This window comes from Cupriavidus sp. U2 (genome assembly GCF_009663685.2).
In the GTDB taxonomy this organism is placed as follows: domain Bacteria; phylum Pseudomonadota; class Gammaproteobacteria; order Burkholderiales; family Burkholderiaceae; genus Cupriavidus; species Cupriavidus necator_C.
In genome coordinates this window covers 198156-218097 of record NZ_RCOG02000006.1, presented here as the reverse complement: position 1 = coordinate 218097, position 19942 = coordinate 198156, and the positions used below count along the sequence as shown (strand labels likewise).

General features: G+C 67.2%; 16 protein-coding genes. 7 read left to right on the top strand and 9 right to left on the bottom strand.

Translation table 11 applies throughout. The features are described from left to right. Nucleotides 1-115: 115 nt before the first annotated feature. Entirely contained in the window at nucleotides 116-1057 is a 942-nt protein-coding gene (locus D9X30_RS06830; protein WP_153946982.1) for a LysR substrate-binding domain-containing protein, read from the top strand. Here the strand turns inward: D9X30_RS06830 and D9X30_RS06825 are convergent. After that, entirely contained in the window at nucleotides 1014-1280 is a 267-nt protein-coding gene (locus tag D9X30_RS06825; RefSeq protein ID WP_153946981.1) for a DUF2917 domain-containing protein, read from the bottom strand. The two genes, D9X30_RS06830 and D9X30_RS06825, sit on opposite strands and share 44 nt — an antisense overlap. 220 nt (nucleotides 1281-1500) lie before the next feature. Here D9X30_RS06825 and D9X30_RS06820 point away from each other — a divergent pair, with 220 nt between their 5' ends. Beyond that, nucleotides 1501-1899, top strand: coding sequence for a hypothetical protein (locus tag D9X30_RS06820; protein ID WP_153946980.1), 399 nt, complete (start codon nucleotides 1501-1503; stop codon nucleotides 1897-1899). A gap of 31 nt (nucleotides 1900-1930) precedes the next feature. On the opposite strand, the gene D9X30_RS06815 is transcribed toward D9X30_RS06820, so the two are convergent. The 5 genes from D9X30_RS06815 to D9X30_RS06795 all read right to left on the bottom strand — a co-directional run bounded on the left by D9X30_RS06815 (nucleotide 1931) and on the right by D9X30_RS06795 (nucleotide 9093). Continuing rightward, nucleotides 1931-3577, bottom strand: coding sequence for a phospholipase D family protein (locus D9X30_RS06815; RefSeq protein WP_153946979.1), 1647 nt, complete (start codon nucleotides 3575-3577; stop codon nucleotides 1931-1933). A 73-nt stretch (nucleotides 3578-3650) separates the two neighbouring features. Beyond that, complete coding sequence (locus tag D9X30_RS06810) at nucleotides 3651-4517, bottom strand: mechanosensitive ion channel domain-containing protein (RefSeq protein WP_153946978.1); 867 nt, start codon at nucleotides 4515-4517, stop codon at nucleotides 3651-3653. A gap of 316 nt (nucleotides 4518-4833) precedes the next feature. Beyond that, complete coding sequence (locus tag D9X30_RS06805) at nucleotides 4834-6348, bottom strand: efflux transporter outer membrane subunit (RefSeq protein ID WP_153946977.1); 1515 nt, start codon at nucleotides 6346-6348, stop codon at nucleotides 4834-4836. A 2-nt stretch (nucleotides 6349-6350) separates the two neighbouring features. Beyond that, nucleotides 6351-7952 carry an MDR family MFS transporter gene (locus D9X30_RS06800; RefSeq protein WP_502799615.1) on the bottom strand — a complete coding sequence of 534 codons (1602 nt, stop codon included), beginning with the start codon at nucleotides 7950-7952 and terminating at the stop codon, nucleotides 6351-6353. Beyond that, nucleotides 7945-9093, bottom strand: coding sequence for an HlyD family secretion protein (locus D9X30_RS06795; RefSeq protein WP_153946976.1), 1149 nt, complete (start codon nucleotides 9091-9093; stop codon nucleotides 7945-7947). Before D9X30_RS06795 ends, D9X30_RS06800 begins: the two co-directional genes overlap by 8 nt. 114 nt (nucleotides 9094-9207) lie before the next feature. Between D9X30_RS06795 and D9X30_RS06790 the strand changes: the two genes are divergently transcribed. After that, the gene (locus D9X30_RS06790) at nucleotides 9208-9924 is read left to right on the top strand and encodes a CerR family C-terminal domain-containing protein (protein WP_153946975.1); all 717 of its coding nucleotides are present in this window, start codon (nucleotides 9208-9210) and stop codon (nucleotides 9922-9924) included. 392 nt (nucleotides 9925-10316) lie between these two features. Next, on the top strand, nucleotides 10317-10736 hold the full coding sequence (locus D9X30_RS06785) for a copper resistance protein CopQ (RefSeq protein WP_153946974.1): 420 nt from the start codon (nucleotides 10317-10319) through the stop codon (nucleotides 10734-10736). A 190-nt stretch (nucleotides 10737-10926) separates the two neighbouring features. On the opposite strand, the gene D9X30_RS06780 is transcribed toward D9X30_RS06785, so the two are convergent. Further along, nucleotides 10927-15243 (bottom strand): response regulator, encoded by a 4317-nt coding sequence (locus D9X30_RS06780; protein ID WP_228770842.1) that lies wholly within the window; start codon nucleotides 15241-15243, stop codon nucleotides 10927-10929. Between the two features lie 179 nt (nucleotides 15244-15422). On the opposite strand from D9X30_RS06780, the gene D9X30_RS06775 reads away from it, so the two are divergent. Beyond that, nucleotides 15423-15884, top strand: coding sequence for an ion channel (locus D9X30_RS06775; RefSeq protein WP_153946973.1), 462 nt, complete (start codon nucleotides 15423-15425; stop codon nucleotides 15882-15884). A 264-nt stretch (nucleotides 15885-16148) separates the two neighbouring features. Continuing rightward, nucleotides 16149-17009 (top strand): MipA/OmpV family protein, encoded by an 861-nt coding sequence (locus D9X30_RS06770; RefSeq protein ID WP_153947146.1) that lies wholly within the window; start codon nucleotides 16149-16151, stop codon nucleotides 17007-17009. 19 nt (nucleotides 17010-17028) lie between these two features. Here D9X30_RS06770 and D9X30_RS06765 read toward each other — a convergent pair whose 3' ends face one another. Both D9X30_RS06765 and D9X30_RS06760 read right to left on the bottom strand, forming a co-directional pair. Then, nucleotides 17029-17694, bottom strand: coding sequence for an alpha/beta hydrolase (locus D9X30_RS06765; protein WP_153946972.1), 666 nt, complete (start codon nucleotides 17692-17694; stop codon nucleotides 17029-17031). A 138-nt stretch (nucleotides 17695-17832) separates the two neighbouring features. Continuing rightward, entirely contained in the window at nucleotides 17833-18144 is a 312-nt protein-coding gene (locus D9X30_RS06760) for a hypothetical protein (RefSeq protein ID WP_153946971.1), read from the bottom strand. 251 nt (nucleotides 18145-18395) lie between these two features. Here D9X30_RS06760 and D9X30_RS06755 point away from each other — a divergent pair, with 251 nt between their 5' ends. Next, entirely contained in the window at nucleotides 18396-19568 is a 1173-nt protein-coding gene (locus D9X30_RS06755) for a GGDEF domain-containing protein (protein ID WP_153946970.1), read from the top strand. Nucleotides 19569-19942: the final 374 nt, after the last annotated feature.

Sequence of the window (19942 nt, the reverse complement as noted above, 5' to 3'; positions counted from 1 at the left end):
TCCGGGCGCCGGTTCAAACGAGATTTCAGGCGTTCTGCCATTCCATCCGCGCATGGCAGCGGAGCGGATTTCCGTGCTGTAATGGGGCTCGCCAGCGCCCCCTTGAGGCTTTGCCATGTCCGTCCCGCTCGTCCGCCTGTTTCCGCTCGATCTGCTCAAGGGCTTTGTGGCCGTGGGCCGGCGCATGAGCATCACGCAGGCCGCCGACGACCTGTGCCTGACCCAATCGGCCGTAAGCCGCCAGATCCGCGCGCTGGAAGACCAGCTCCAGGTACGCCTGTTCGTACGCCAGCATCGCGGCGTGGCGTTCACGCCCGAAGGCGAACGCCTGTTCCGCAGCGCCGACGGCGCGGTGCAGCAGTTGCAGGACGTGGCCGCGGAACTGCGCAAGCGCGATGGAAGCCAGCCCGTCACGGTCACGGCCAGCATCGGCGTGGCCGGCCTGTGGTTGCTGCCACGGCTGGGCAGCTTGCAGCGCCGGCATCCGAAGCTCGACGTGCGGCTGTCCGCCAGCAACCAGATCAGCGACCTGCGCGCCGATGGCATCGACCTGGCCATCCGCTATTGCCCGGCATCGGCCGCGCCGCCCCACGCCGTGCGGCTGTTCGACGAAACCATCGCACCCGTGGCCAATCCGGCGCTGGGCGCCACCCGCGTGACCTCGGCCGAAGCGCTGGCGGCATTGCCATTGCTCGAATTCGACGATCCGCGCCCATGGCTGCACTGGCGCAACTGGCTTGGCGCGCAAGGCTACCGGCAGGCCGCCCGGCGCGGCATCCTGCGCTTCAATCAGTATGATCAGGTGATTCATGCGGCACTGGCGGGACAAGGCGTGGCGCTTGGCCGTCTGGAGCTGATCCAGTCACTGATCGAAGGCGGCCAGTTGAACGTAGTCACCACGGCAGGCGCGGTCATGCCCAGCCCCAACGCGTTCTGGCTGATCCATGCCACCGAGACCCCGCGCGACGACGTGCGCCACGTGGCCGACTGGATTGCCGAGGAAGCGGCGCGCGTCAGGCCGGGCGCAGCGCCAACTGCTGGCTGGCGGCCGGCGTGATGTGGCATTGCACCGCGCCCAGCGCACGCAGTGCGCTCAGGAAATAGACGCCGTCCTCCTCCACGCGGCACTGCTGGCCGGCCGACAGCACGATATCCGCCGACGGCCGGGCGCGCCGGTGCTCGACGGTGATCCACAACTGGCCGGCGCGGCAGGTCACACGGGCGCCCGCGCGCAGTGGCACGGGTACGCAGTCCGATTCGATCAGCAAATCCCAGGTCATGGCAGGCTCCGGTTCATGCCTGCAGTGTGGCAAACGGGCGTTTGCCTGCCATGAGACATCGGGCAGCCTGCCATGAGATCCGCGCCCGCGCCGGGCCGGGCCCGGGTCGTGCCTTGCCGCTAACGAAACGCTTCACCGATCCGTTAACATGGGCGGCAGCACGAAATCTGCCCCGAAGGGGTGGATGCCCGCGCGCCCTGCCCACATCGAGCCACCCATCATGGATCCCCTGTCGTTCGAATTCGTCACGGTCGAAGAAGCCAGGAAGGTACTGGACGGCGACCCGCCTGCCTCGGCGCACGTCGACTGGAGCGAACTGCGCCAGGCGCCGGACCCGATCAACCTGTCGCTGACGCCCGTGGCGCTCAGGTGGCTGGCCCAGTTGCCGCGTGAAGTCCGTCCGCTGGAGCTGTTCTACGCGTATCCGCGCATCGGCAACCAGCTGGCCGCGCTGGGCAACGCCGCCGCCGTATCCGCCTTCGTCGCCGAACTGCTGATCGACAAGCGCGGCGACCGGCAAGGTTTTCCGGGTGGCATCGCCGGCGAACTGTCGCGCCTGCAGGCATACCTGCTGCAACTGCTGCAGCCGGACGGCGGCGGCGAGACCGCCGCGCCCTAGTCTGGCCAGGCCTGCCCCGTGGCGGCCTTGACTACAGTTGCTCGTCCACGGGCAGCAACTGCAGGACGTCGATGCCCATGTGCTGCCACATGCTCATGTCCGGCTCGTGCTCGTAGGTGGTTTCCTTGCCGTTGTCGCGCGTGGTCCACGTCAGCGACTGCGCACCGCTGTCGCCGGTTTTCAGGCCCACGCGGTAGGCGATATCGAGCAGCCGGCGGTCCATGTCCTCCACCAGCAGCCTGGCCAGCGCCGGACTGTCCAGCACCACCCCCATTTCGGTATTGAGCTTGATCGATCGCGGGTCCAGATTCATCGACCCGATGAACAGCGTCTGGCGGTCCACCACGTAGGCCTTGGCATGCAGGCTTGCGCGGCTCGACGCAAACATGCGCGACTTGCTGGCCCTGCTGCGCACCAGGTCGGCATTGGCCGTGGGTTTCAGTTCGTAGAGTTCCACGCCGGCCTCCAGCAGCCGCTTGCGCGTGGGCGCGTACCCGGCATGCACCGCCGCAACGTCGGTGGCGGCGAAGGAATTGGTCAGCACACGCACCTTGACGCCCCGTTTGACCATGGCGGCCAGCCACGCCTCACCGTTCTTGTTGGGCACGAAGTACGGGGAAACCAGCACCAGCTCTGTCCGGGCCTTTTCCATCATCGCGCGTAGCTGCGGAATGGCGTGCGTGGAGGGGTCGTCGGCGGATTCCTCGATCTTGTCGGCCTTGTCGGCAATCACGCGCGCCGCGCCCATGTAGCCCGGCAGGCGGCCCGACTCGATGCCGCGCGCCAGGCCCGAATCCAGCAGTTCCTGCACGAACGGGCTGGCGCGGGCCGTGTCGCCCTTGGCCTCGATCTGCTTGCGGAAGGCGCGCAGTTCGTCGGGGGCCTCCTTGCCTTCCGGGGTCAGCGTGGCCACGGGATAGGCGTTTTCGCTGTTCCAGTATTCGTCGAACACCTTGCTGGCGGCCGGCACCACTGGGCCGGCCACCATCACGTCGAGGTCGCTGAACGCCATGTCGGACTTGGCCGAGAAGTACGCGTCGCCGATATTGCGGCCGCCCATGATCGACACCAGGTTGTCCACCGTCATCTGCTTGTTGTGCATACGGCGGTTCAGGCGGCCGAAATCGAACAGCAGCTCCAGCCAGCGGGCGTTGCGGTTGGCAAACGGATTGAAGATGCGCACCTCGATGTTCGGATGCGAATCCACCGCCGCCCAGATCTTGTCCTGCTTGCCGGTATGGATGTCGTCCAGCAGCACGCGCACGCGTACGCCGCGATCGGCGGCGTCGATCACCTCGCCCAGCAGCGCACTGCCCGTGGTATCGACGTCATAGATGTAGTACTGCAGGTCCAGTGTCTTCTGCGCGGCCCGCGCCAGTGCCATGCGCGCCGTCAGCGCATCGGGCCCCGCGCCCAGCGGATAGAAGATCGACTGCCCTGGATTCTGCCCCAGCCGTGGCGCCAGCGACCTTGCCAGCAGCGTCGTGCCGGTATCGGTCGCGGCGTAGCTTGGCGTGCGCCCGGCATTGGCGGGCAGGCTCGCACAGCCGCCTGCCAGCGCCAGCCAGACCGAGATGGCGAGCACCCACGCCAGCGACCGCACATGCCGCCACCCCGGCACGGGCGCCGGGCCGGGCGTCGCGCCATCTCCATGCCATCGAATCAGGGCCTGCGCCATGGTGTTCTCCTCGACGGTCCTGCCGCCTGCGGCCTGCCGGATGCCAGGGACCCGGTGGCCACCCCGCCCCGCGCTACGGTTGCGCCGCGGGCGCTTCCGGTGGGGGCGCCGTCCCGGAATCCACCGGCCGGCCCTGCGCCCGCTCGCGGTAATAGCCGCGCACGATCTGCTGCGCCACCGCCAGCCGTGCGCTGACCGGCACCGGAAAGCGCACCACGGCGTCGAAGCGGGTCACGTCGAACGGTTCGAATATCACACGTGGCTCGAACTGCGACAGGTCCACGAAGCGCATGTCCCCGTAGCGCCGCAGCGTGCGGCCCGCTTCTTCCATGAAGCCTTCGCACGCGCGGCGCGCCACCTGCACCAGCAGCGCCTCCACCGCTTCGGGATCGTCGCCCACGGCCAGCGGAATCCGCACCATGTCCAGCGTATAGGCGCCGGCCTGCGAATGGTTGCGCACGGCCGTCGTCAGCAGCATGCTGTTCGGCACCTGCACGGTAAAGCCCGTGTACTGGCGCGCGGCGGCCACTTCCACCAGCGTGGTGGACATCACGTCCATGTCGATGACTTCGCCGCCGAACGGGCCGATCTCCACCAGGTCGCCAAGCTGGAATGGGCGCGTGATCATGCGCATGAACGCACCCAGGAAGCACATCACCAGTTCCTTGCCGACCAGCAGCAAGGCCGCCGCGAACGCCGCCAGCGAGATCGCCACGCTCTTGAGCTCGGACACCCAGATGCCCAGCAGCAGCAGGAACACCACCGCCGCCACCAGATTGCGCGACGCCACGGTCCAGGCGCGATAGCTGCCCCGGTTGTCGGCCTGCAGCCGCGCCGAGAAGAAGCGGTTGATCAGCTTGACCACCAGCGTGCCGGCAAGAATCACCACCACGCTGGTGACGATGTTGACCAGGATGCTGTCGTTGGCGTTGAAGTGCATGGGCGATTTGTCTGTTGTTCTGCATCCCGTCCTCCGCCGCCCGTAACACATTGTTGCAATCGGCGCCGCAGGGAGAATGCCCACGGCGATTCTATCCACTTGGCAGTCTGCGGTGCTGGCTGTTTGTCCAAAAGTCGGCTTCGTCCGGTTCGGCTGTCGGCGTTTCTCTTGCAATTGCTGCACCCGCACTTTCCATGCGAAAGCAACAGCCGAATCGGAAAGCCGGAGCAGAATCGGCCCGCCGCGCCGGGGCCGCCGTGCTGGCGTTGCCGTGCGGCGCAGCAAATGCGGCCGTCACGGCCGCGCGCGTTCCTGGTCAGGAAGCCGGTGTGGCCGCTGTGGCAGTTGGCGCAGACGCGGCGGCGGCCGCCGTCTGCCATCCCAGCCCCAGCGACTTCTGCAGCGACACGTAGTCCTTGAGCAGATCCGCATCGCCCGAGATGCGGTTCTGCTGCGCCACCACGCGCGTGCGTTCCACATCGAGCCATTCGAGCATGCTGGCCGTGCCGGCACGGTAACGTTGCTGCTGCAGCGTCGATGCCCGTTCGGACGATGCCTCCACACGGCGCAGCACCACCACGTGTTCGCGCTGATGGCCGTAGCGCGAAAGCGCCACATCGGCATCGCGCAGGGCCTTGAGCACCGTGCTGCGATAGTTGGCGTCGGCCTCGTCGCGTCCGCCCTCCGCGCTGTCCACCCCGGCGGCCACACGGCCGAAATCGAGGATATTCCATTGCAGGCGCGGCAGCGTCAGCCACGTGCCGTTGTCCTTGCGGGCCAGGTGGCCAGGGTCCATCGCGCTGAACCCAAGCGAACCCAGCAGCGACAGCTTCGGGAACCAGTCGGCCTTGCGCACGCCGATCTGCGCCGTGCTCGACGCCAGCCGGCGTTCGGCCGCACGGATATCGGGCCGGGCCTTGAGCAGCGCCGCCGGATCGCCCACCGCCACGGTCTCGGGCACGCGGGGCAACGGCCGGGCGGCCGACAGCGCCGCATCGAGCGTCCCCGGAGCACGGCCGGTCAGCAGCGCCAGCTGGTCGAACTGTTCGGCGATGCTGGCCTGCACCGGCGACATCTGCGCCCGCGTGTTGTCGAGCTGTGTCAGCAGGCGCTCCACTTCGAGCTGCGACGCCACGCCGCGTGCGCGCCGCTGCTGCGTCAGGTCGAGCATGTCGGCCTCCAGCTTCTCGGAATCCTGCAGGTGCGCCAGGCTCGCCTGCTGTTCGCGCAGCGTGATATAGGCCTGCGCCACCTCGGCGGCCAGCTGCACATGCGCGTCCGCCAACTGCGCCGAGGCCGCATCGGCTTCGGCGGAGGCCGCCTCGATCGACCGGCGCGTGCCGCCGAACAGATCGATCTCCCAGCTGGCATCGAAGCTGGCGATGTACAGCGACAGCGGACCGCGCCCGCCACCCGACGATCCATTGCCAGACAGCGCCGACAGGTCGGGCGAGCGGGTGCGCAGCATCGCCGCATCGAAACCCACCTTCGGCAGCAGATTGGCCTTGTTGCTATCGAGCCCGGCCCGGGCCTGGCGCACGCGGGCGCGCGCCACGTCGATATCGGGGCTGTCCTGGAGCGCGGTCTCGATCAGCGTATCGAGCTGGGTATCGCCCAAGGCGTGCCACCAGTCGGCGGCGCGCGGCGCAACGGGCTGAGCCTGGGCCGGCGCGTGCGGGAAGCGTCCCGCGTCGATGGCGGTGCCGGCCACTTCGGGCGCGCTGCGGTAGTCGGGGCCCACCGTGCAGCCGGCCACCAGCCATCCGGCAGCGAGCGAGGCGGCGGCAAGGGTCAGCAGGCGCGGCAGCCTGGCAGATGAAAGGACAGACATGATCAATGACCGGAGGAAACAGGCGCGCCCGGGCGGGGCGGCTTGAGCAGCAGGGCCAGCGGCACGCAGCACAGCAGCGCGATGCCAAGGGCAAAGAAGGTTTCGGAGAACGTCATCACGGCGGCCTGTCGCGCGATCTCGCCGCTGAGCTGGGCCACGGCCTGGAGTTGCGCATGGGCGAAGTCGCCGCCCTGGGCCACGAACCCGGCGATGGTCGACGTCATATGCTCCTGGCCGATGCTGCTGTTGGCCGTGACCGATTCGCGGATGACCGAGTCGTGATAGGCATTGCGGCGGTCGATCAGCGTGCCCAGCAGGGCCAGGCCAATCGACCCGCCCAGGTTGCGCGCCATGTTGTAGAGCCCGGCGGCGTCGCCGGCCTCGTGGGTGGCCACCGCCGCCATCGACGCCTGGTTCAGCGGCATCATCGCCAGGATCTGGCCAAAGCCGCGCAGGATTTGCGAAACGGTGAAGTCGTGCCCGACGCTGTCCACGGTCAGGCCGATATCGAGCATGCAGCTGGCAAAGAAGCACACCAGCCCGCTGATGACCAGCCAGCGGCTGTCGAACTTGCCCAGGATGCGCGGCAGCACCGGCATCAGCAGGAACGCCGGCAGCCCCGACAGCAGCATGATGCCGCCAGCCTGCTCGGCGTTGTAGCCGGCAATCAGCGACAGGAACTGCGGCAACAGGTACGACACGCCGTACAGGCCCGCGCCCACCGTGGTCACGATCAGGATCACGCTGGCGTAGTTCTTGTTCAGCAGCAGCCGCAGCCGCACGATGGGCTGCTTCGCCGTGAACTGGCTGACCAGCATCATCGTCAGCCCGATGACCGACAGCATCGACAGGTAGACGATGAACTGCGACTCGAACCACTGCTCGCGCTGGCCCTCTTCCAGCACCACGGTCAGCGAGCTGAGCCCGATGGTCAGGCCGACGATGCCCAGCCAGTCGGCCTTGAAGAACGCGTCCACGTTGGCGCGCTCGGCCTTCAGGCCGAAATACAGCAGCGGCACCAGCACGGCCGTGATCGGCACGTTCAGGAAGAAGCACCAGCGCCAGTTGATGTTCTCGGCCAGCCAGCCGCCCACCACCGGACCCAGCAACGGCCCCAGCAGCACGATCAGGCCGAACATCGACATGCCGATGGGCATCTGGTGGCGCGGCAGGCGGGTGCGCACGATGGTCTGCGCGGTGGGGATCATCGCACCGCCGGCCAGGCCCTGCCCGATGCGGCCGATGACCATCTGCGGCAGGCTGTGCGACATGCCGCACACCATCGAGAATGCCGTGAACAGCAGCGCGTTCCACATCAGGAAGCGGCGCAGGCCGAACACCCGCGTGAGCCATGCGGTCAGCGGGATGATCACGATCTCGGCCATCAGATAGCCGGTGGACACCCACGTGCCCTCGGTGCCGGCCGCGCCGATCTGCCCCTGGATCTGCGGCAGCGCAGAGTTGGTGATCGAGATGTCCAGCGTGGCCAGCAGCGCGCCGAGCGAACCGGCGGCCACGGCGATCCAGTCGGCCGCCGTGGCGTTCGGCTGCGGCGCGGCCACGGGTGCCGGGGACGCCTGGCCCGGCGCCACGGCCTCAGCCACGGCTCGCGCCGGCGGCTGGCGCCCGCACCTGCGCGGGATTCAGCTCGCGGGTATCGACATCGACCGTCACCGACAGACCCGGCACCAGCACCGGCCGCGCCGCGTTTGGCACATCAACGTGGATGCGCACCGGCACGCGCTGGACGATCTTGGTGAAGTTGCCGGTGGCGTTCTGCGCCGGCAGCAGCGCGAACTGCGAGCCGGTGCCCGGCGACAGGCTGTCGATTACGCCATGCAGGGCTTCGCCGGACAATGCATCGACATGCAGCGACACGGGCTGGCCCGCACGCATGCGGCCGACCTGCGTTTCCTTGAAGTTGGCGGTCAGATAGAGGTCCTGCACCGGCACCACGGTCAGCAGCCGCGTGCCGGGCTGGGCGCACTGGCCCACGCGCACGCCCTTGTCGGCCACGCGTCCGGCCGTGGTGGCGCGCACGGTGGTGTCTTCCAGATCCAGCTTCGACTTGCGCGCACTGGCCTCGGCCACTTCAAGCTGGGCGCGCGCCTGTTGCAGGCGGGTCTGCAGCGTCACTGTCTGGCTCTGCTCCACCTTCAGCGCGGCCTCATTGGCGGCCAGCGTGGTCGATGCGCGCGTCTGCGCGTTGCGCAGTTCGGCGGTGCGCTCCTCGGTTTCGGCGCCGGTTTTGACCAGCGGGGCGTAGCGTTCGACTTGCGATGCCGCGTAACGCGCGTTGGCGCGGGCGCCATCCACTTCGGCGGCAGCCTGGGCGATGCGGGCCTTCTGCTGCTGCAGGTCGGCATCGGCGCGCGCCACATCGGCCTGGCGCGACGCCACGTTGGCCTGCGCCTCGTCGAACGCCGCCTGGTACTGGCGGTTGTCGAGCCGCACCAGCGCCTGCCCGGCCACCACCTGCTGGTTGTCGCGTACATAGACTTCGGCCACGTAGCCGCTGACCTTGGGCGCGACGGTCACGCTGTCGGCCTGGATATAGGCGTCGTCGGTACTTTCAATGAAACGGCCATAGAGCCACCAGCGTGCACCGATGACCAGGGCAATCAGCAGCAGCGCGGCGCCAATGCCGATCAGCACGGTGCGCCGGCGGCTGGCGCGCGACGTTGGGTTATGCTGCGATGCAACATCCACCGGCATGGCCGGCGCATTGGGATGGGGGACTGACATGGGGCGGAATGCGGCGGGGGCGGCAAGAGTCGGGAATGCTGCGCAATTATTCCACTCGGAATAAATCTGTCAACTGATATATTTCAGCCTGTTCACTCGGGGAGACATGTCGACATGGCGCGACACAGGCCAGCGGCCGAAGGCGGCTACCAGCGCGGGGAAGAAACGCGGGCACGGATCATTGAAGCGGCGATGCGGCTGTTCGCCGCGCACGGCTTCGACGGCGCCTCGACGCGCGATATTGCGCGCGAGGCCAACGTCAACGCGCCGGCCCTGCAGTACTACTTCGACAACAAGGAAGGCGTGTACCTGGCCTGCATCGAGTATTTTGTCGAGCGCGCCTGGGCCATGCTGCAGGACGTGGTGGCAGCGGCCGAAGGCTTGCTTGCCCGCCCCGACGCGGCCGATGCGGACCTGATCGACGCCTACCTGGCGCTGCAGTCACGCTTTGCGAACTTCCTGTATGAATGCCCCGAGACCGATCACTGGCGCCAGTTCATGGCCCGCGAGCGGGCCGGGATGGGGCCGCCAACGGCCTTCGAACGCATCGACGCCGGGATCAACCGGCGGATCTTTGCCCTGACCTCCGCGCTGATCGGCCGATTGACCGGCCAGCCGGCCACCGACGAGACCACGCGCATCCGCACCGTGGCGATCGATAGCCAGATCGCCGCCTTCAAGATCATGCGGCGTCACGTGCTGCGTGCCCTGGAATGGGACGGCTTTGGCGAGCCCGAAACCCGCCAGGTGCACGATGTGTTGCAGGAACACACGCGCATCCTTCTGCTGGGGCTGGTTGCACTGCGGGATCAGACCCTCTCGAAAAATTAGAGCAAACACTCTAATCAGGAAGAGGAGATCGATAGAATTCGATCTTTCCTCTTGAAATTCAAAGGGTTATTCCACCACTACATACCGCCCGTCACGGCGCAGCGATCCATATTTCGTACTTCTACGATTGTGCTTTGCAAAAACCCCTTGCTTATCTATCTAGTAGTAGATAATATTTAAGCCATGGACGACGCCTTGCAGCAAGAAGCAGACAGCAAGGCACCTTCCAGGCAACACCAGGCAGTGAATCAGTACCGGAGACGGTTCTTTTTTTAGTCGATCAAATCTACCTACCAGTAGATAGCAAAAAAGAAACCTCCGACATCGCCACAGTTATCCGGCCTGCGCGAACCACGACGTGATCGCCCGGCCACCCAGCAAGGAGAGCCACCATGAATGCCAAGACCATCGTTACCGCCGCCGCCCTCGCAGCCGCTTTCGTGACCGGTGCCGTGCAAGCCGCCCCCGCCGCCCAGAAGGCCGGCGAAGTCTACGGCTACACCTACCGCGTGCAGGATCAACGCAGCGCATTCACCGACGGCGCCCGCCAGGGCAAGTTCGACCCGTTCACCGAAGGCGCACGCGTTGGCAAGGCTGACCCGTTCACGGACGGTGCCAAGGTTGGCAAGGCCGATCCGTACACCGACGGCGCACGCATCGTCGCAGGCCTGGACCGCGTTGGCGTGTCGGCCAGCCCGGCCCGCAAGGTCGACCCGTACTACGACGGCGCCCGCAGCGTGAACCAGCCGCGCAACCCGTTCTATGACGGTGCCCGCGCCCGCGACGTCTACACCGACGGCGCCAACGCCTGATCCCCGCCCGATGCAGGCGGTCCACCTGTTGTAGCCGGAGCCCCGATCGGTTCCGGCCCTCTCTCCACGGAGCCCATCATGTCTTTCCGCAACAGCGCCCTGATCCTGGGCGGATGGCTGGCACTGAGTGCCGCCAGCGGTGCCGCGGCGGCACTCGTCGCCTCGGCCCTCTGAACCGCCCCAGCAAGTGTTACCCGCCCTCCGGGCGGGCTTGCAGTACGTTGATGAAATCGGTCAACGCATACGGCTTGCGCAGCATGACCGCGTTCGGCAACGCGTCGCGCTGCGCAGGCGTCAACACCACTTCGTAGCCGCTCACGAAGATCACCCGCAGCGCCGGCAGCAGCCGGCAGGCGTGAATCGCCAGATCCACGCCCGACACGCCGCCCAGCCCCACATCCGTCAGCAGCACATCGATATCGTCGCCGCCCAGCGCGACCATGGCCTCGGCGTCGTTGCGCGCCTCGATCACGTCGATGCCCAGCGTGCGCATCAGTTCCGCCGTACTGGCCCGCAGCAGGTCGTCATCCTCGACAAAGACCACGCGCTGGGGGCGCGGCATTTCGATGCCCACGCCGTCCGGCACGGCCGCCGCCTGCGTCGGCGCGCCATCCACCAGCAATGCTGGCGCCGCGTCCACTGGCGCCAGCTTCGCGCCGCCGCTCACCAGCATCTGCCGCACCTTGCGCGCCAACGCCTCGTGGGTGTATGGCTTGCTCAGCAGTTCGATGCCGGCATCGAGCCGGCCGGTATGCACGATGGCGTTGTCCGTATAGCCGGACGTGAACAGTACCGCGATGCCCGGCAGCCGCTCGCGCACCTTGCGCGCCATCTCCGGGCTGCGCAGCGGCCCCGGCATGACCACGTCGCTGAACAGCAGGTCGATCGGCACGCCGCTTTCGACGATAGCCAGCGCGCTCATCGCGTCGCGCGCCTTCAGCACGCGGTAGCCGAGCCCTGACAGCATCTCGACCACCGTCGCCCGGACATCCTCGTCGTCTTCCACCACCAGCACGGTTTCGGTGCCCCCGCCGGCCGGCCCGCTGTCGATCGCGACTTCCAGGTCTTCCGGCTCGTCGGCACGCGGCAGGTAGAGCCGCACCGTGGTGCCCACGCCCACCTCGCTATAGATCTTCACATGGCCGCCCGACTGCCGCACGAAGCCATACACCATGCTCAGGCCCAGGCCCGTGCCCTGGCCTTCGGGCTTGGTCGTGAAGAACGGCTCGAACACCTGCTCCTGGATCTCGGGCGGCATGCCCGCGCCGGTATCGGTCACGGCCAGCATCACGTACTGGCCCGGCGCCACGTCGGCATTGTGGCGTGCGTAGACGTCATCGATCGACGCATTGCCGGCCTCCACTGTCAGGCGGCCGTGGCCGTTCATGGCGTCACGCGCGTTGATCGCCAGGTTCAGCAGCGCGATTTCCACCTGGAACGGATCGATCAGCGTATTCCACAAACCCGCCCCGATCACCGTTTCGATCTCGACGCCATCGCCCAGCGCCCGCCGCAGCATGTCGTCCAGGCCGCGCACGAAGCGCCCCAGGTTGACCACCTTGGGCGCCAGCGGCTGGCGGCGGCCGAATGCCAGCAGTTGCGACGCCAGCTTGGCGCCGCGCGCCACGCCGGCCAGCGCATTGCGTACGCGCGCCTCCGAGCGCTCATCGCCCGCCACGTCGCGCGACAGCAGATGCAGATTGCCGCCGATCACCTGCAGCAGGTTGTTGAAGTCGTGGGCCACGCCGCCGGTCAGCTTGCCGATGGCCTCCATCTTCTGCGCCATGCGCAGCGCCTCGTCGGCATGCCGCAGCGCCTGCGCCGCCGCCTTGTCGCCCGTCACGTCGCGGCCCACGCCATGGATGCGGCCGTTCGCAGGATCGAGCGACAGCCGCCAGGCCATCCACCGCTCGGCTCCATCGGCACCGAGCATCCGGCATTCGTAGCGCACCGGCACACCTTCCCGCCGCAGGGCGAGCATCTGTTCGGTCACCGGCACCAGGTCTTCGGGATGCACCAGCACCATGCACGAGCGGCCGATCACCACGCTCGCCGCATGGCCCAGCACCCGCTCCCATGACGGACTGACGCGCTCCAGCATGCCGTCGGCGCCAATCACCATCAGCAGATCTTCGCTCAGTTCCCAGAGCCGATCGCGGTCGGCCACGGTCTCGCCCACGCGCCGTTCGAGCGACGCGTTCATGTCCTGCAATTCGCGCTCGGCCTGCCGGCGCAGTTGGGACAGCCGCAGGTTGCTGGCCACGCGCGCCAGCAGTTCGCGCGCGTTGAACGGCTTGATCAGGTAGTCATCCGCGCCTGACGCCAGGCCGCTGACACGCGCCTCCTCGCCCGCGCGGGCCGACAGCAGCAGTACCGGCGTCTGGCGCAGCGCCGCGTCATCGCGGACGCTGCGCAGCAGCCCGAAGCCATCGAGCCGGGGCATCATCACGTCGGAGACGATCAGGTCCGGCGCAATGCGCCGCGCCATCTCCAGCGCCTGCTGGCCGTCCGCCGCCACATGCACCTGATGCCCCGCCGACTGCAGGATGCGGTGCATGTAGTGGCGCAGGTCGGCATTGTCGTCGGCCACCAGCAGCCGGCCGCGCACCTCGGCGCCTTGCGGGCCCGGCTCGGACATGTCCTCGATCGCCGGCGGCGCCGGCACATCGTCGGCGCCCGGCACCCAGCGCCGGGCGGCATCGACGTAGGCCAGCGCCCGCGCGCTGGTGGCCGCCGGAATGGGCGCCGGCTCCGCCACCACGGCCTCGCGCGGCAGCGTCACGCAAAAGCGCGAGCCCTTGCCAGGGGTACTCTGCACATCGATCCGTCCGCCGTGCAGTCGCACCAGTTCCTGGACCATGGCCAGGCCGATGCCGCTGCCTTCGATGGACCGCCCGACCGCACCCTCCACCCTGTGGAACCGCTCGAACAGACGCGGCAGCTCTTCGGCGGCAATGCCGATACCGGTGTCGCTGACGCACAGCGCCACTTCGCCGGTATCGAGCGGCTCCAGCTTTACCGCGATCTCGCCCGTGTAGGTGTACTTGAACGCGTTCGACAGCAGGTTGAGCACCACCGATTCCCACATCTCCCGATCCACCGCCACGGCCGCGGGCAGCGCCGCGCAATCGACCTCCAGCCGCATGCCGGCCGATTCCACCGCCGAGCGGAACAGCGATGCCAGGTCGGCCGTGAAGGCGGCCAGGTCGGTCGGCTGCGCAGACATCTGCACGCGCCCGGCCTCGATCCGCGAGAAATCCAGCAGCCCGTTCACCAGCTTCAGCAGCCGCTGGCCATTGCGATGGGCGACCTCCGCCAGCGCGCGATCCCCATCGGCCACGCCGTCGCGATGAAGCATTTCTTCCAGCGGCCCCAGCATCAGCGTCAGCGGCGTACGGAACTCGTGGCTGATATTGGAAAAGAACGTGGTCTTCGCACGGTCGATTTCGGCCAGCGCCTCGGCGCGTTGCCGTTCTTCCTCATAGGCCTTCGCATAGCTGATGGCCTGGCTGATCTGTCCGACCACCAGGTCCAGGAACGCCCGATAACGCTCACCGAACAGTCGGCAAGGGTTAAGCCCGACCACCAGCACGCCGCTGGGCACGCTTTCGCCCGACAGCTGCACCGGCAACACCACGGCCGCGCGCGGCGCCATGTGCCAGGCGCCGCCGGGCAAGGGCGCGGCAAAGCGGCTGCCAAGGTCGTCAACGTGTACCGCCACGCCCGTGTGTATCGCCTCGCCGGCAGGCCAGGCTGCCAGCGGATCGGCGGCGTCCAGGGTATGCGGCGCGGCCGGATGGTTCGCGGCGATGCCGGCGCTGGCCGCGAGCGCCAGCGTCTGCTCCCCGCGCCCGCCCATGTACAGCAGCGCGAACGGAATGTCCCAACGGTTCACGTGTAGCGCCGCGACGGCCAGCCGGCTGGCATCGATGCCGCTGCGTGCGTTGGTGGCCGACGCCGCCAGCTCCCGCAGCAGTTTCAGTTGCCGCTCGGCCACCACGCGCTCGGTGTCCTCGCTGTTGGCGCAGATGATGCCCCCGGTGCCGCCGTGGTCGTCTGGCACCGGGCTGTACGAGAACGTGTAGTACGTTTCCTCGGGATACCCGTTGCGCTCCATGATCAGCAGCTTCTGCTCGACGAAGGTGCCTTCCGTGCCCGCCATGGCCGTGGCCAGCAGGGGGCCGATTTCCGGCCAGATCTCATGCCAGACTTCGGCCGTCGGCCGGCCCAGCGCCACCGGGTGCCTGCCGCCGATGATCGCCTTGTACGGGTCGTTGTAGAAGAAGAGAAGATCCGCGCCCCAGCCAATCCAGATCGGCTGGCGCGACGTCAGCATGATGCGGATGGCGGTCTTCAGGCTCTGCGGCCATTGTGCGGGCGGCCCCAGCGGCGTGGTGTTCCAGTGGAACTGGCGGATCAGCGCCGCCATCTCGCCGGCACCGGCCAGGAACCCAGGCCCCCCTCCATCGAAATCTGTCGACGGCACGCTGCCGTCCGTGTTGTTCATTCCAGTTCCCCCCCGTTCCCACCGGTCCGTGCCCGCCAGCCACCCCGAACTTCTCCGGCGCATCTGGCAGCCGGAAACCCGCCTTGTATCCGTTCGCCTGCGCCCGGCATCGCCGCCGATCCATTTACACGGGGCGAGCCGCCGTATAGTCTGGCCTTCTCTCACGCGCCATGTCGGCCATGGATGACACGCCACTCCAGTACCTGATTGCCATCGCGCTCACCGGCGCCCTGACCGTGCTCAGCGTGGGCATCCACTACGAGGCGCTGCGGCTGATCTCGGAATTCCATCCGAAACGGCTCAGCGGCAAGCTCAATATCGGCGCGGTGATCGTGCTGATCATCATGACGCATTGCATCGAGGCCATGGTGTTCAGCGCCGGCTACTGGCTCGGCACCGACGTGCTGCACATCGGCAAATTGACCGGCATGCGCCAACATGGTGCCATCGCCTATATCTATTTCTCGCTGGAAACTTTCACGACACAGAGTATTGGAGATATCTTCCCGGTTGGGCCCTTGCGGCTGCTGGCTTCGGTGCAACCGCTGGTGGGCCTGATTCTGATCGGATGGTCGACTTCGTTCACGTTTCTGATCATGCGACGCGACTGGCGCGGCGACGAGCTGGACGTCAACGACTAGGCGCGCGCATTGCCCCTGCTGCATGGTAGGCGCCATCGGCTGACGCCGAAATCGGCGTCCTTCCTACACGGTTGTGGGATTGCGGGAAGTTACCGGCGGCAGTGTCCGGTGAAAAGATAAGTTGCCGTCATCCAGACGGCCCGTTGTCCCGTTAGATGTCGATTCCGCCCCGGCCCTGGGGTAACAAGAAGACCGGAGAATCAAGTGTCGATCATCCCGGATAGCCAGCCGTCGTGGCGCGTCCCGTTTCCCACCCTGCCGTCCATGGCTGTCCGCCACCCCTTGCGCCATTGGCCGATCCTTGCGCTGCTCATCGTCCTGGCCCTGCTGTGGATGCCCCGCGCCCAGGCCCAGACCCCGGCGCCGCTGGCCGAATGGCAGTATTCCGTGGGGGTGCCGCTGGAAAAACTGTTCGAGGGCGAGCCCGAGAAATGGGAAGTGCGCGTCGGCGCCGCCGCCAGCGTCCGGCCGTATTACGAGGGCACCACCAACTACTTCGTGCTGGCCGGCCCGGTCATCGACATCCGCTACCGCGACCTGGCATTCCTGTCCACCGGCGAAGGCCTGGGCTGGAACATCATCCACACCAACAACCTGCGCGCCGGCATCGCCTTGACCTACGATTTCGGGCGCCGCGAGAAGCACGACCACGACCATCTCGGCGGGCTGGGCAATATCGGCATGGCGGCGGAGACAAAGCTGTTTGCCGAATACGTGGTATCGAAGGAATTCCCGCTGGTGATCCGCGCCAATGTGCGGCGCCAGTTCGGCGGCGCGAACGGCGTGATCGGTGACATCGGCGCCTACATGCCGCTGCCGGGCAGCAACGAGAACTTCTTCTGGTTCGCGGGCCCCACCATGACCTTTGCCGACTCCGCCTACATGAGCCGCTGGTACGGCGTCACGGCAGAGCAGTCGGCGCGATCGGGCCTGCCGCAGCACCACGCCGGCGCGGGCATCAAGTCCTACGGCGGCGGCATCTCGGCCATGTGGTTCTTCAGCAAGCACTGGTTCACCACGGCCGACGTGGGCGTGTCCGCGCTGGTGGGCGATGCCCGCAACAGCCCGGTGACGTCGCGCTCCACCAGCTGGACTGGCGATATTTCGATCAATTACCAGTTCTGACCCCCGCCGGCCGTGGCCGTCAGGCTTGCGGCCGGCTCAGGTATTCGTCCACCACCTGGCGCAGCCCCGGCAGCTTGCCGGTAAAGAAATGGCCGGCCCCGGGCAGTACCACCACCGGCAATTCCTGAGGCCGCGCCCAGTTGAAGACATTGGCCAGCGGCACGCGCTCGTCGCGCTCGCCGTGCACGATCAGTGCGTGGGCCGCCACGGCCGGCGTGTCATAGGACAGCGTTTCAGACAGCGCGCCCGCCGGCATGCCGGTCAGGATCAGGTGGGCAACCGGCTCGCCGTCCGCCGCCAGCTGTGCGGCGGCGCGGGCCTGGATAAAGCCGCCGAACGAGAAACCGGCCAGCGCGAGCGGCAGGTCCGGATGTTCGGCCCGCAAGTGGCGGATCACGGCCAGCACATCGTCGGTCTCGCCATTGCCATCGTCGTACTGGCCCTCGCTTTGCCCCACCCCACGGTAGTTCGGCCGCAGCGTCAGAAAGCCATGCGCCTGCAGCACGCGGGCCAGCAATTGCGGGATCTTGTGCTCGGCGGTTCCACCCTGGCTGGGGTGCGGATGCGCGACCACGGCGATCCCCCGTGGCGCGCCGTCGGGGGTATCGGCCAGGACTTCAAGTTGCCCGGCGGGGCCGGCGATGAACAGGCGGGAAGAGGCGGCGGTCGTGAATGACGATGACATGAAAGACGGTGACAGGCTGGATGTGGGCATGCCCGCGATGCAAGCGGACGCTTGTGCAGGCGCAGCATACCCGGGGCCAGACCTGGCCGGCAACGTCCGGCGCCGGTGGGCCGCACCGGGCAGCCCCCGTGGCGACCCTCAATGCGGATGATCCGCCCGGATGACCGACGCGATTTCCTGGCGCCGCACGCTGACTACATCGTCCAGTTCCAGCCCCTCGGCCACCACCAGCATTTCGGCGCCGCGATTGATGGCATAGATCACGCCGTACCAGAGGTCGGGCCCCGCCACGGCGTTCAGGCGGACATTGAACTCGGTCTCCAGGTCCTGGCTAAAGACGGTCACCAGATCGCCGACCTCGGGCATGGCGGCCTCCTCCGCCAGCGGATATTCCCGGGCCGCCACGGTCAGTGGCGTCTGCGCAATGCCGCGCGCAAACCTCGCTTGCATCGTTGTCTCCTGCACGTTGTTTTCCCTGTAAGGATATAAGCGCGGTTCGAAAAGGCACGGTAAACCTGCCAAGGGGTGGCGAATAAGCGCTGCATGAGACACTTTTCGCGTATACAGCGACACCGTCACATTGCGGTGCAACATGGGACTTCGCATGCTTCGGCCGAGCCCCGCGCGGACGCACAACCCCGCTCAAGTACCCCCTGCCAGGTGCATGCGGCGTAACGTCGGTCTGGCAGAATGGTCGGGCAATGACCCAACGCTATTCCCCAATGTTCCTGCCGGGCCAGGTCTACAGCGCGCCGCGCTGGGGATTCACGCGCTGGCTGGCGGAGCCGGGCCGGGACGTGCCAGCCGAGATCCGCGACGCACTGGTCGGCAGCCTCTTTGGCACGCTGTCGATCTTTTTCGGCGGCATCCTCAATACGCTAATGGTGGCCACGGTCATCACGCTCCATCTGCGCCGCCCCGAATTCCTGGTCTGGCTCGGGCTTGAAATCGCCATCTGCCTGTCGCGCGTGACCGTGCTGTTGCTGGCCCGCCGCGCCTCGCGCGCGGGGCGCCCCACCCCTACCGACTGGCACATGTTCCTGACGCTGGCCTGGGCCGCCAGCGTCGGCCTGGGCGCGTACCTGAGCGTCGTCAGCGGCGACTGGCTCAGCGCGGCCATGGCATGCCTGTCGGCGGCGGCCATGTGTGGCGGCATCTGCTTCCGCAACTACGGCACGCCGCGCATGACCGCCCTGATGATCCTGCTGAGCCTGGGCCCGATCTGCGCGGGCGCGCTGGTGGCCCACGAACCGCTGTTCCTGCTGACCCTGCTGCAACTGCCGGTCTATGTCATCAGCATGACCAGCGCATCGTTTCGCATGAATGCGATGGTGGTGGCCACCATGCGGTCCGAGCGCGAAAACGCCCACCGGGCCCGCCACGATTCCCTGACCGGCCTGTTGAACCGGTCCAGCCTGCTTGCCGAAATCCGCGAGGCCAGCGCGCATCGCATGGCGGCGGGCCGATACCTGACCCTGCTCTATATGGATCTGGACGGCTTCAAGCCGGTCAATGACTCGCTCGGCCACGGCAGCGGCGACGAATTGCTGGTGCGGGTCGGCGAGCGCCTGCGTGGCGCGGTGCCGGGCCGGGGCCTGGTCTACCGCATTGGCGGCGACGAATTCGTCATCGTGCTACGCAACGAAAGCACGCAGAGCGTGCAGGCGCTGGCGCAGGACCTGCTGCGCGAAGTGAGCGCGCCCTATCTGCTTTCCACGGGCCACCAGGCCCGGCTCGGCGTCAGCATCGGCATTGCCCACGTTCGTCCCGAGGGCCTGACCGCCGACGACATCCTGCACCTGGCCGACCGTGCGCTGTACCGGGCCAAGGCCCAGGGCAAGGGTCAGTTCCAGTTCGCCACGTCCGACGACTGAAGGGCATCGTCCTGGCGGCTGCGGCGCGCTGGCCATCTGCGCGATACGCGGGACGACAGCCGATACTGGCATGCGAACAGCGCGGCCAACGCCACCAGGGCGATCACCGCGATTCCGATCCGACAGGCCATCCACATCGTCATGGCAAGCTCCCTGACTGTCTCATTACGCCTTCAGCCTAAGGATTTCGCTGTCCAGTTACTGAAAATATCCAACTCGGCAATATCAAATTTGTGTCAAAAGGGCGGGCCGTGCTTGAACACAAGCATGCCGTCCATAGCAAAACTCTTAATTCAGTAACCCAAAAGTCTGATGGCCTATCGCAGTCATTGATCAATACGATATGACTTGTCGTAGTCCATCTGCGATAGTTA